Origin of the sequence: Thalassovita sp., from assembly GCF_034670005.1 — a bacterium.
Classification (GTDB): domain Bacteria; phylum Pseudomonadota; class Alphaproteobacteria; order Rhodobacterales; family Rhodobacteraceae; genus Thalassobius.
In genome coordinates this window covers 106,040-117,914 of sequence record NZ_JAXMOH010000012.1, presented here as the reverse complement: position 1 = coordinate 117,914, position 11,875 = coordinate 106,040, and the positions used below count along the sequence as shown (strand labels likewise).

The following is an 11,875-nucleotide window of genomic DNA, read 5'->3' as shown; positions in this document are numbered from 1 at the left end:
CCGTCGTTGACGTCCCGGCCTCTCTCACTTGCCTGTCCCCGTCGTGGTATGACTGTATTTAGACCTTCGATTGGGGCGGTAATTGGGCGAATTAGGGAATTGTTAACGACGTTTTCGCGGTTGTTTCAGGACATGGCACGACAGTGTCGGGACGATAAGAAAAGGGCCGCGCCTGAAATCAGGCGCGGCCCCTTTAAGTGACTTGCGTCAAACCGATCAGCTGTTGGCTGCGGTGGCCGCGGTCATGTCGGTGGTCAGGTCGCTGTTCAGCGAGGTCGCTGCGGCGTCGATGCCGTTGGATACGGTCGACACGGCGGCGATGCCCAGGCCGACAACGGCTGCGGTCAGCACAACCCAGTCAACAGTTACGGCGCCGTCTTCGTCTTTGCGGAAGTTTTTGATGAATTTGATCATGGTCTCTCTCCAGTAGATGTTTGTTTCAGTTTGCCCCGTCGTTGACGTCCCGGCCTCTCTCACTTGCCTGTCCCCGTCGTGGTATGACTGTATTTAGACCTTCGATTGGGGCGGCAGTTTGGCAAAAAAACAATTTAAAGAGAGCAGTATGAAAATTTTAATCTAAAAGTTGTATTATATTGAAATTATTAGAAAAAACATGCGTTTTCCTTCTTTTTCGAACTGGCGCATGGGGCAAATATGGCAAAAATGGGGGCGATCGGCGCGGATTTATCAAGAAATCTGGCTCAAACTCCGGTTTTCTGCGATACTGCAAAGCAATAATAATGAGGCAGAGCAGGGCAGCCATGAAACCGGGCGTCCTTTTATCGTTGGCGGTCAGCGTGATGCTGACGACAGCACCGGTGCGGGCCGAAGGTCCGGCGCCGTTTCCCGACTTTACCTTTAAACGGATTTCACCGCCCAAACCCGGACAGAAGCGGATCACGGTGCAGATCGATCCGGCAGAACAACAGGCCGCGCTGAAGAAACCGGTCGTTGCAGAATTACCGGTTGCAGCAAAACCGGTCGCGGGTCGGTTTGGCTGGTTTTGGGAAACCGTGTCGCCCGATGTCGCACAGGGTAACGCGCTGCGGTTGGACTCGGCTCTGGAGGCGTTGGGGCACCCGCCCGCAGGACAGGCGGTGGCGGCACCACGGTTGAAAGACATGTTGCCAATCGTTCGTGATCAGGGGCGGGCGATGCTGGTCAGCACGATCGGCACCAAAGTGTCACCGGCCTTGGTTCTGGCGGTGATGATGGTCGAATCGGGGGGGCGGGCCGACGCGGTCAGCAGCGCCGGGGCCGAAGGTCTGATGCAGCTGATCCCGGCAACGGCGGAACGGTTCGGGGTCGATGACAGCCTGAACGCGGATGAAAACATTCGCGGCGGCGTGGCTTATCTGGATTGGTTGCTGGGCGAATTCGGCGGCGATCCGATTCTCGCGCTGGCAGCCTATAATGCCGGGGAAGGCGCGGTGCGCGATCATGGCGGGGTGCCGCCCTATGCCGAAACCCGCGATTACGTGCCCAAGGTTCTGGCGGCCTATTCGGTGGCACGAGGCCTGTGTAAAACGCCGCCACAGCTGATTTCAGACGGCTGCGTCTTTGTGGCGATGAACTGAGGCGCCCGGCGGTGAGGCCGGGCGCTGTTGGTTTCAGACGATGGTCGCTTCGGTAGCCGCGATCATATCCTCGCGGCTGACGCCGGGTGCCAGTTCGACGATGTGCAGGCCTTTGTGGGTCACGTCCAGAACGCCGAAATTGGTGATGATCCGGTCCACAACACCCTTGCCGGTCAGCGGCAGGGTGCATTCCTTCAGCACCTTGCTGTCGCCATGCTTGTTGGTGTGGTCCATGACCACCACGACACGGCCAACACCGGCGACCAGATCCATCGCGCCGCCCATGCCCTTGACCAGTTTGCCGGGGATCATCCAGTTGGCCAGATCGCCCTTTTCGCTGACTTCCATCGCGCCGAGGATCGCCGCGGCGATCTTGCCGCCCCGGATCATGCCAAAGCTGGTGGCGCTGTCGAAATAGGACGTGCGGGGCAGTTCGGTGATGGTCTGCTTGCCTGCATTGATCAGGTCGGGGTCTTCTTCGCCCTCATAGGGAAACGGACCCATGCCCAGCATGCCGTTTTCCGATTGCAGGGTGATGTCCTTGTCGCCGACATAGTTCGCCACCAGCGTCGGGATACCGATGCCGAGGTTCACATACATGCCGTCTTCGAGTTCCTGCGCGGCCCGTTCGGCCATTTGATTACGATCCCAGGGCATTATGCATCCTCCTTCTTGCGGGTGGTGCGCTGTTCGATGCGCTTTTCGTGCTCGCCCTTGATGATGCGGTGTACATAGACGCCGGGCAGGTGGATTTTATCGGGGTCCAGTTCGCCGGGTTCGACGATTTCCTCGACCTCGACGACGCAGACCTTGCCGCACATCGCCGCTGGCGGGTTGAAGTTGCGCGCGGTCTTACGGAACACCAGATTGCCGGTAGTGTCGGCTTTCCATGCTTTCACGATGGCCAGATCGGCAAAGATGCCTTCTTCAAGGATATAGGTTTCACCGTTGAAATCCTTATGTTCCTTGCCTTCGGCAATCACGGTGCCAACGCCGGTCTTGGTGTAGAACCCGGGAATGCCCGCGCCGCCGGCACGCATCCGTTCGGCCAAGGTGCCCTGCGGGTTGAATTCCAGCTCAAGTTCACCGGACAGGTACTGGCGCATGAATTCGGCATTTTCGCCCACATAGGACGACATCATCTTCTTGACCTGCTTGCTTTGCAGCAGCACGCCCAGCCCGAATTCATCGACACCGGCATTGTTGGATGCAACGGTCAGGTTCTTGGTCCCGGCGTCGCGAATCGCCTGAATCAGCAGCTCAGGAATACCGCAGAGGCCGAAACCGCCAGCGGCGATCTGCATGCCATCGAACAGCAGCCCGTCGAGCGCCTCGGCAGCGTTTGCGTAGACTTTTTTCATGAATGTCTCCCTCAAAGCTCATCACGTCATGAGTGCAGCGGGTAAAGGCGGCTGTCAATGAAGACCCCCGCACAGACGCCCGCAGCGAACGCGTTGCCCGCTTGTAGCGAAACCACCCGGTCAGAGCCAATACGTAGTAATACGCCTGCCGCGCATTCGGTGCGGCAGGGCGCGCAGTCCCCCCCGGTCGCGGCCAAAGACAGGAACCGGGGGGGCACCGCGTTACTTCGAAGGTTCTTCTTTCTTGGCGGTGGTTTTCTTGGTCGTGGCCTTTTTGGCCGCCGTCTTCTTGGCCGGGGCTTTCTTGGCTGCCGCCTTCTTGGCCGGCTTTTTCTTGGCGGCCTTTTCATTGACCAGCTCGACCGCCGTTTCCAGCGTCACATCCTTGGGATCAACGTCTTTGGGCAGGGTCGCGTTGACCTTTTCCCATTTAACGTAGGGCCCGTAGCGGCCTTCCATCACGTTGATCGCGCCACCGTCGGGATGTTCGCCCAGTTCCTTGAGTGGCTTCACCGCCGCCCCGCGACCGCGTCCGGGGCCGCTGGCGCGTTTTTCCGCCAACAGTTCCACCGCCCGGTTCATGCCGATTTCGAACACGTCATTGGGGTCTTTAAGATTGGCATAGACCGGTTTGGCGTCATCCGGGAGCTGATGCATCAGGTAAGGCCCGAAACGTCCGAAATTGGAAGTGATCATGCCGCCTTCGGGATGTTGCCCGATTTCACGCGGCAGGCTCAACAGCGTCAGTGCCTTTTCCAGATCCATATCGTCCTTGGACCAGCCCTTGGGCAAGGAGGCGCGTGGCGGTTTCTTGTTTTCCGGGGTCGGTTCGCCGCGCTGAACATAGGGACCGAAACGGCCGGATTTCAGGTGAATTTCGTCTTCGCCATCCATGCCCAGAAGACGTTCGTCGCCATCGGCACCTTCCCCCGCGATTGGCCGTGTATAGGTGCATTCGGGGTAATTGCCGCAGCCAACAAAGCCGCCGGTGCGCGAGGTTTTCAGGTGTAGCTTGCCTTCGCCGCATTTCGGGCAGATGCGCGGATCGGACCCGTCTTCGCGCGGCGGATAAAGCTGCGGCGCAAGCGCGTCGTCCAGCACGTCCAGGACTTCGGTGATTCGCAACTCGCTGGTTTCGGCGATCGCCGCCGAGAAATCACGCCAGAACCGGGCCAGCACGTCCTTATAGTCACGTTCGCCTGCCGACACGTCGTCAAGCTGTTCTTCCAACTGGGCGGTGAAATCATAACCGACATATTTGCGGAAGAAATTCAGCAGGAAGATCGTGACGATCCGGCCTTTGTCTTCCGGGAACAGACGATTCTTATCCTTGCGGACATATTCACGGTCCTGAATCGTGGTGATCACCGATGCATAGGTCGAGGGACGCCCAATTCCCAGCTCTTCCATCTTCTTGACCAGCGTCGCTTCGGTATAGCGCGGCGGCGGCTGGGTGAAATGCTGTTCCGGGCTGATCGTGCGCTTGTCGGCCTTTTCGCCCTGGGAAATCTGCGGCAGGCGCTTGTCGTCCTCGTCCACGACCACATCATCGCGGCCTTCCTCATAGACCCGCAGGAACCCGTCGAACAGAACTACCTGACCTGTGGCGCGCATCACGATCTGACCGTCATTGCTGCCCACGTCGACGGTGGTGCGTTCCAGACGCGCGGCTTCCATCTGGCACGAAATCGTGCGTTTCCAGACCAGATCGTAAAGCCGGCGCTGATCGGTTTCCAGCTTGGCCAGCTGGCCGGGATCGCGCGACATGTCCGTCGGGCGGATACATTCATGCGCTTCCTGGGCGTTCTTGGCTTTATTCTTATAGATGCGCGGGCTGGAAGGCACGTATTCCTTGCCATAGCGGGTTTCGATTTCGGCGCGCGCCGCAGCGACCGCTTCGGGGGCCATGTCGATGCCATCGGTCCGCATATAGGTGATGTAACCGGCTTCGTAGAGCCGTTGCGCGGCATTCATGCATTGGCGCGCGCCCATGCCGAATTTGCGGCTGGCTTCCTGTTGCAGGGTCGAGGTCATGAACGGGGCCGATGGATTGCGGCTGCCGGGCTTGGCTTCGACCGACTGGACCAGCAGGTCACGGCTGTTGATCGCCTGCACCGCCAGTTCGGCCTGAGTTTCGTTTTCGATGCTGTATTTGTCGAGCTTGTCACCCGCCAGAACGGTCAGGCGGGCTTCGTATTCCTGCCCTCTTGGCGTGGCGAGAATCGCCTTGACCGACCAGTATTCGCGGGCATTGAACGCTTCGATTTCCATCTCGCGTTCCACGATCAGCCGCAGGCAGACCGATTGCACCCGGCCGGCAGACCGTGCGCCGGGCAGTTTGCGCCACAATACCGGGCTGAGGTTGAAGCCGACAAGATAATCAAGCGCCCGCCGTGCCAGATAGGCATGGACCAGGTCGTTATCGACCTGACGCGGGTTCTGCATCGCTTCGGTGACGGCGGTTTTGGTGATCGCGTTGAACACCACACGCGAAACCGGTGTGTCCTTCTTGATCGCGCGGCGTTTGCGCAGTGCTTCTTCCAGATGCCAGCTGATGGCTTCGCCTTCGCGATCGGGGTCAGTCGCGAGGATCAGTTCGTTGTCGTCTTTCAATGCGTCAGCGATGGCTTTGACATGTTTGCGGGAATCGGCCCCGATTTCCCATGTCATGTCGAAATCATGTTCGGTATCCACCGATCCATCCTTGGGCGGCAGGTCGCGGACATGCCCGTAAGATGCCAGAACCGTGTAATCGGACCCCAGATACTTGTTGATGGTTTTGGCTTTGGCCGGGGATTCTACGACAACAACGGGCATTGGTAAGGATAACCTTTCGAAATAAACTCAGCGGGCACTATAGGCGGGGCAAAATGGGCGCAGCCGGCGGGGATTGTCAATCCGCCAGATAATCTGCACCCTTTCGAGGGTAATGTGCCGCGCTGAGACACAGCGCAAGTGAAAGGATAATTGATGAAGATCACAAATACCATTCTGGCGGTGGTTCTGGCGCTGGGCCTGACCGGTGGGTCGGTGGCCTCGGCAGGCGATTGGTATGAACCGCAGCGCGGCACCGCCCTGCGCCAGGACCTGATGGACGCGCTGCGGCCACATGCCTGGTGGCAGCTGGGTAAACCGGTGCAATTCGTCGTGGATGAATTACGGGTGTCGGGCGATGTGGCCTTTGCGATGGTATTGCCGCAGCGCCCCGGCGGAGGTGCGATCGACCCGGCGACGACCCCGATGGCGCAGCGCGGCGACTATTATCCGGACGACACTGACGGGGTCCATATGGAAGCCATTTTCGTCAAGTCGGGAAACATGTGGGTGGTGGTGGAGTTTTCCATCGGCGGAACCGATGCCTGGTGGGCCGGGTGGCCATTCTGTGGCATCTGGCATGATGTGATCCCGGAATATTGTGGCGGTTGAGGCGGTGCCGGCCTCATCACGACAGCGCCAGCAAACCGCCGGGTTGCCGTTTGATCCGGCCTTCGAGTTCGAGATCGGTCAGCACCGGCATAACGGATTGGGCCGGTGCGTGCAGATCGCGGATCAACTGATCCTCGGCCAGCGGTGACGGGCCCAGACGATCGAGAATCTGCCGGTGCAATTCCGCAGTCTGTTTCAGATCGGGTTTACGACGGTCAGGATCGGCCAGCGGCAGTTGGACCTGATCTGCAGGGACCGGTTCAACCCGGACTGAGCGTGGCGGCAAGGCTTCGATCACGTCGTCGGCGTTGCGGACCAATCGCGCGCCGTCGCGGATCAGCATATTGCAGCCGCCGGTCCGGGCATCGAAAGGATGGCCGGGCACGGCCAGCACGTCGCGGCCCTGATCCAGCGCATTGCGGGCGGTGATCAGGCTGCCCGATTTTGCCGCGGCTTCGACGATCACCACCGCCTGAGCCAACCCGGAAATGATCCGGTTGCGGCGCGGGAAATCGCGCGGTCGCGGGCTTAACCCGAAGGCACGTTCGGAAATCCGCGCGCCGTTTTTCGGAATCTCCTGCCCCAGAGCGGCGTTTTCAGAGGGGTAAAGCACATCCACGCCGCCCGCCATCACGGCCACGGTTCCGGTTTGCAGGCTGGCCTGATGCGCGGCGGCATCGACCCCGCGTGCCATGCCTGACACGATGACATATCCCTGTGCCGCCAGATCCTTGGCCAGACCCCGCGCCATGCGGGTGCCAAGCGAAGAGGCATTGCGCGCGCCCACCAGCGCGATCATCGGCTGTCGCAACACGTCCTGCCGCCCAATCAGCCAGAAAAAGGGCGGTGCATCCGGGATTTCGGCCAGCGCGGCGGGATAATCGGCGGAGCCGATGCAGATCATGCTGGCGCCACAGTGGCGGGCAGCCTGCAATTCCGCCTGCGCAACGGGGGCGGGGCAGGGGGTGTAGGTTTCGACGCCAGCGGCTTTGGCCACCTCTGGCAGCGCCTGTAACGCGGCGTGGGCCGATTCGTGTTCGGCCATCAACCGGTAGAAGGTCGACACCCCGACCCGGGGCGACCGCAGCAGTCGAATCCAGGACAACCGGTCATCGTCGGTTTCGGGGGGGCGTATCGGGGCGCGGGAAGGGGGTATCAGTTCGGTCATGATGGGTCCGCCGTGTTGCAGACCCATCTCTACCGCGCTGGTGGTTAATGCGCGGTAAAGCTTGCTGTGGGCTTTACCGCCGCGCGCTGGAGCTCAGGCCGCCGATCCGCCGACGGTCAGGCCGCCGATCATCACCGTCGGCTGGCCGACGCCGACCGGCACCCATTGTCCGGCCTTGCCGCAATTGCCCATGCCGGGGTCCAGCGCCATGTCATTGCCAAGCGCCCGGATCCGTTTGAGCGCATTGGCCCCGTCGCCGATCAGGGTCGCGCCGCGCACCGGCGCACCAACCTTGCCGTTCTGCACCCGATAGGCCTCGGTGCAGGAAAACACGAATTTGCCATTGGTGATGTCAACCTGCCCACCGCCGAAGCCGACCGCATAGATACCGTCCTTCAGATCGGCAACGATATCTTCGGGACGGGCGTCGCCGCCCAGCATGTATGTATTGGTCATCCGTGGCATCGGCGCATGAGCATAGGATTCGCGCCGTCCGTTGCCGGTAGGTTTTACCCCCATCAGCCGGGCGTTTTGCCGGTCCTGCATGTACCCGACAAGAATGCCGTCCTCGATCAGCACATTTTTCCCCGATGGCGTGCCTTCGTCGTCAAAGCTAATCGATCCGCGCCGGTCGGGGATGGTGCCGTCGTCCAGAACCGTCACCCCCTTGGCGGCGACCTGCTGGCCCATCAGCCCGGCAAAGGCGCTTGATCCCTTGCGGTTGAAATCGCCCTCCAGCCCATGCCCGATGGCTTCGTGCAGCAGGATGCCGGGCCAGCCCGGTCCCAGCACCACGTCCATAACCCCGGCCGGGGCCGGTTCCGCATCTAGGTTGACCAACGCGATGCGCAACGCTTCGCGCGCCTTGGCCTGCCAGTCGGCGGGGTCGAGAAGCCCCGACAACCCGACACGTCCGCCGCCGCCGGCAGTGCCGGTTTCGCGGCGGCCATCCTGTTCGACGATGATGCTGACATTGACCCGGGTCATCGGACGTACATCGCGCAGATGGGTGCCGTCGGGGCGCAGGATTTCGACCTCTTGCAGCGATGCTGCGATGGTGGCGGATACCTGTACAACCCGCGAATCAAGGTCGCGCGAAAAGGCATCTATGTCGCGCAAGGTTTCGATCTTAACCGGAAACGATGCCCCGGCGATCGGATCGGAGTCCGTGTATAGCCGTCTGTTCGTGACCTGAGGCGGTTCGGCCAGAATACCGCCGCCGTCGCCCACCGCCAGCCGCGCGGTGGCGCTGGCGCGTTTCAACGCGGCTTGGGAAATTTCGGTGGAATGTGCATAGCCGGTTACTTCGCCCTTAACCGCGCGCAACCCGAATCCTTCGGAGGCATCATAGGACGCATTGCGCACCCGACCATCGTCGAAAACCAACGCTTCGGCCCGGCGCCGTTCAAGAAAAACCTCGCCATCTTCGGCACCTGCGGTCGCTTCGCGCAACGTGCCAAGGGTCTGTTCCAAATCCAGCGCCTGCTCGAACGGGCGGAAAGGCATATCGCTCATACTTGTTTTTCCTGTCTTTCCAGCGGCCCGGATTTGATCTAAATCAAAAAAGCGTCCGTTTGCCGCAATCGGAATTGTTGTTCTGTGACCCAGAATATGATTTCTAGCGACGACAAAACAATGGGATTCCTCCTCAAAAGGCCGGGACCCCTCAGAAAACCGAAGAATACACCGCAACCGATCAGGGTGACATATGCGACTTATCTCTAGCCTCACGGCCGCAGCAGCAACTGCCATCGCGGCTCCGGCCCTTGCCCAGGATGTCGAAACCGTCGGCAAACCCGTTTCCGGCGCGCTGGGCTTTCAACCGCCCGCCACCGAACTGGCCCGCGACCTGCAGTCGCTGGATCATCTGCTTTTGTACATCATCACGGCCATCTGCCTTTTCGTGATTGCGCTGATCGCCGTCGTGATCCTGCGCTATAACCGCAAGGCGAATCCGACCCCGGCGACTTTTACCCATAATTCGCCAGTTGAAATTGCCTGGACCATCATTCCGATTTTGATCCTGGTCGTGATCGGTGCGTTTTCACTGCCGGTTCTGTTCAAGCAGCAGGAAATCCCCGAAGGTGACATTCACATCAAGGTCACCGGGTATCAGTGGTACTGGGGCTATGAATATACCGATCACGATTTCGGCTTTGAAAGCTTCAAACTGGAACGTGAAGAACTGGCCGATTACGGCTATGCCGACGACGAATATCTGCTGGCAACCGACACCAAGGTCGTCGTTCCGATCAACAAGGTCGTGGTCATGGATGTGACCGGTGCCGACGTGATCCATTCGTGGACCATCCCGGCCTTTGGCGTGAAACAGGACGCCGTGCCGGGCCGGATCGCCCAGTTGTGGTTCAAGGCCGAACGCGAAGGCATCTATTTCGGCCAGTGTTCGGAACTGTGCGGCAAGGACCACGCCTATATGCCGATCACCGTCAAGGTGGTGTCGCAGGAAGCCTATGACGAATGGCTGAAAGGCGCAGTCGAAGAATATGCTGGCGATATGTCCACGTTGCCGGGCGTTAAGCTCGCCTCGGCGAACTAAGTCAGTGTCTGGCCGCCCCTTAATAGGCGCGGCCAGACTTTCCCACCGAAGCACCGCGCCGATCGGAGCGGTTTTGGAAGGCAGAAGATGAGCGATGCAAGCCTGAATACCCAGACCCAAACCGGTGAAGCGGGTTTTGGCGATTATTTCGCCCTGCTGAAACCGCGGGTGATGTCGCTGGTGGTGTTTACCGCGCTTGTCGGGTTGTTGGCCGCACCGGTCGGGGTGCATCCATTCATCGCCTTCTGCGCCGTGTTGTTCATCGCCGTCGGCGGCGGGGCATCGGGTGCGCTGAACATGTGGTGGGATGCCGATATCGACGAGGTGATGAAACGCACTTCGTCGCGTCCGATCCCGTCGGGCAAGGTCGCGCCGCAAGAAGCGCTGGCGATCGGAGTCACCCTGTCGGCCTTTGCGGTAATCATGCTGGGTCTGGCGTCGAATTTTGTGGCGGCGGGGCTTTTGGCCTTTACCATCTTCTTCTACGCGGTGGTCTATACCATGTGGTTGAAACGCTGGACGCCGCAGAACATCGTGATCGGTGGCGCTGCGGGGGCATTTCCGCCGATGATTGGCTGGGCGGTTGCCACGGGCGGCGTCAGCCTTGAATCGGTTCTGATGTTCCTGCTGATCTTCATGTGGACGCCACCGCATTTCTGGGCTTTGGCGCTGTTCATGAATTCGGATTACGAAAAGGCGGGTGTGCCGATGCTGACGGTGACCCACGGTCGCCGGACCACGCGCAAGCATATCCTGGTCTACACCATCCTGCTGGCACCGCTGGCGATCGGTGCCGGGCTGACCTCGATCGGTGGCCCGATCTACATGACCGTTTCGGTGGTGCTGAACGCGCTGTTCCTGTTCGGCGCGGTCAAGATCTGGCGCCGGGACGAAGACGCGGCGAGCGCGGACAAATACCGCACCGAGAAAAGCTTTTTCGGACTGTCGCTGATGTATCTATTCCTGCATTTCGGCGCGATTCTGGCCGAAGCTGCTTTGAAACCTTATGGTCTGGGAGGCTGGTAGGATGGGGTTCGAAAAAGTCGAACACGAACTGCACAAGCGCCGATCTGGGCGTAATCTTGGCGTCGGTCTGGTTCTGGTGGGATTCGTTGCCATCGTGTTCGGTCTGACCGTGGTCAAGGTCACACGCGGCGGGCTGGAACCTGCCTATCTGCAAAAACAGCAGGGGAGTAACTGAGCCATGGCGATGGACAGTAAAAACAAAACCGTTGTGATGCTGGTGGGTGTGGTGTTGGTGATGGGCGCGCTGGCCTGGGCGTCGGTGCCATTTTACAACTGGTTCTGTCGGGTCACCGGTTTTGGCGGCACGACCAATGTGGCCGAAGCCGGGTCGGATACGATTCTGGATCAGACCATCACGATACGTTTCGACGCCTCTAAGGATCGCGGTATGCCGTGGGAATTCAAACCCGTGCAGCGGGAAATGACCCTGCGGATCGGCGAAACCGGACTGGCCTTTTTCGAGGCCTACAATCCCACCGACCGTCCCATCGCCGGGCAGGCGGCCTATAATGTCGCGCCCTATTCTGCAGGTGGATATTTCGACAAGATCGACTGCTTTTGCTTCACCGAACAGGTGCTGCAGCCCGGGGAACGGGTCAATATGCCGGTCAGTTTCTTTGTTGACCCGGAAATCGTGAACGACCGCGAAGCGAAATTCGTTCACCAGATCACCCTGTCATATACTTTCTACGAAATCGATCTGCCCGAGGAGCAAGCTTCGCTTTCCACGGGCAGCGACAGCAACCTAAACTAAAAAACC

General features: G+C 59.9%; 12 protein-coding genes. 6 read left to right on the top strand and 6 right to left on the bottom strand.

Annotated elements, in window-relative coordinates; translation table 11 throughout:
• Positions 1-216: 216 nt before the first annotated feature.
• The gene (locus VOI23_RS17105; protein WP_323786209.1) at positions 217-414 is read right to left on the bottom strand and encodes a pilus assembly protein; all 198 of its coding nucleotides are present in this window, start codon (positions 412-414) and stop codon (positions 217-219) included.
• A gap of 347 nt (positions 415-761) precedes the next feature.
• Between VOI23_RS17105 and VOI23_RS17100 the strand changes: the two genes are divergently transcribed.
• Positions 762-1,577, top strand: a complete 816-nt coding sequence (locus tag VOI23_RS17100; RefSeq protein ID WP_323786208.1) for a lytic transglycosylase domain-containing protein — start codon at positions 762-764, stop codon at positions 1,575-1,577.
• A gap of 33 nt (positions 1,578-1,610) precedes the next feature.
• Here VOI23_RS17100 and VOI23_RS17095 read toward each other — a convergent pair whose 3' ends face one another.
• The 3 genes from VOI23_RS17095 to topA all read right to left on the bottom strand — a co-directional run bounded on the left by VOI23_RS17095 (position 1,611) and on the right by topA (position 5,755).
• Positions 1,611-2,234: a 3-oxoacid CoA-transferase subunit B gene (locus VOI23_RS17095; protein WP_323786207.1), complete on the bottom strand. Its 624-nt coding sequence runs from the start codon at positions 2,232-2,234 to the stop codon at positions 1,611-1,613.
• Complete coding sequence (locus VOI23_RS17090) at positions 2,234-2,938, bottom strand: CoA transferase subunit A (protein ID WP_323786206.1); 705 nt, start codon at positions 2,936-2,938, stop codon at positions 2,234-2,236. The genes VOI23_RS17095 and VOI23_RS17090 overlap by 1 nt, the downstream gene beginning before the upstream one ends.
• Positions 2,939-3,160: 222 nt before the next feature.
• Complete coding sequence (gene topA, locus VOI23_RS17085) at positions 3,161-5,755, bottom strand: type I DNA topoisomerase (RefSeq protein ID WP_323786205.1); 2,595 nt, start codon at positions 5,753-5,755, stop codon at positions 3,161-3,163.
• A gap of 153 nt (positions 5,756-5,908) precedes the next feature.
• Between topA and VOI23_RS17080 the strand changes: the two genes are divergently transcribed.
• A complete protein-coding gene (locus VOI23_RS17080) occupies positions 5,909-6,364 on the top strand; it encodes a hypothetical protein (RefSeq protein ID WP_323786203.1) in 456 nt (151 codons plus the stop codon).
• Positions 6,365-6,380: 16 nt separating this feature from the next.
• On the opposite strand, the gene dprA is transcribed toward VOI23_RS17080, so the two are convergent.
• Together dprA and tldD are read right to left on the bottom strand one after the other, a co-directional pair.
• Positions 6,381-7,532: a DNA-processing protein DprA gene (gene dprA, locus VOI23_RS17075; RefSeq protein WP_323786202.1), complete on the bottom strand. Its 1,152-nt coding sequence runs from the start codon at positions 7,530-7,532 to the stop codon at positions 6,381-6,383.
• A 93-nt stretch (positions 7,533-7,625) separates the two neighbouring features.
• Positions 7,626-9,047 (bottom strand): metalloprotease TldD, encoded by a 1,422-nt coding sequence (gene tldD / locus VOI23_RS17070; protein WP_323786200.1) that lies wholly within the window; start codon positions 9,045-9,047, stop codon positions 7,626-7,628.
• 193 nt (positions 9,048-9,240) lie between these two features.
• Between tldD and coxB the strand changes: the two genes are divergently transcribed.
• From coxB to VOI23_RS17050, 4 genes are all read left to right on the top strand, one after another.
• Positions 9,241-10,089 (top strand): cytochrome c oxidase subunit II, encoded by an 849-nt coding sequence (coxB, locus tag VOI23_RS17065; RefSeq protein ID WP_323786199.1) that lies wholly within the window; start codon positions 9,241-9,243, stop codon positions 10,087-10,089.
• An 87-nt stretch (positions 10,090-10,176) separates the two neighbouring features.
• Positions 10,177-11,115: a heme o synthase gene (cyoE, locus tag VOI23_RS17060; RefSeq protein ID WP_323786198.1), complete on the top strand. Its 939-nt coding sequence runs from the start codon at positions 10,177-10,179 to the stop codon at positions 11,113-11,115.
• Between the two features lies 1 nt (position 11,116).
• Positions 11,117-11,290, top strand: a complete 174-nt coding sequence (locus VOI23_RS17055) for a hypothetical protein (RefSeq protein ID WP_323786197.1) — start codon at positions 11,117-11,119, stop codon at positions 11,288-11,290.
• Between the two features lie 3 nt (positions 11,291-11,293).
• Complete coding sequence (locus tag VOI23_RS17050) at positions 11,294-11,869, top strand: cytochrome c oxidase assembly protein (protein WP_323786196.1); 576 nt, start codon at positions 11,294-11,296, stop codon at positions 11,867-11,869.
• Positions 11,870-11,875 lie beyond the last annotated feature (6 nt).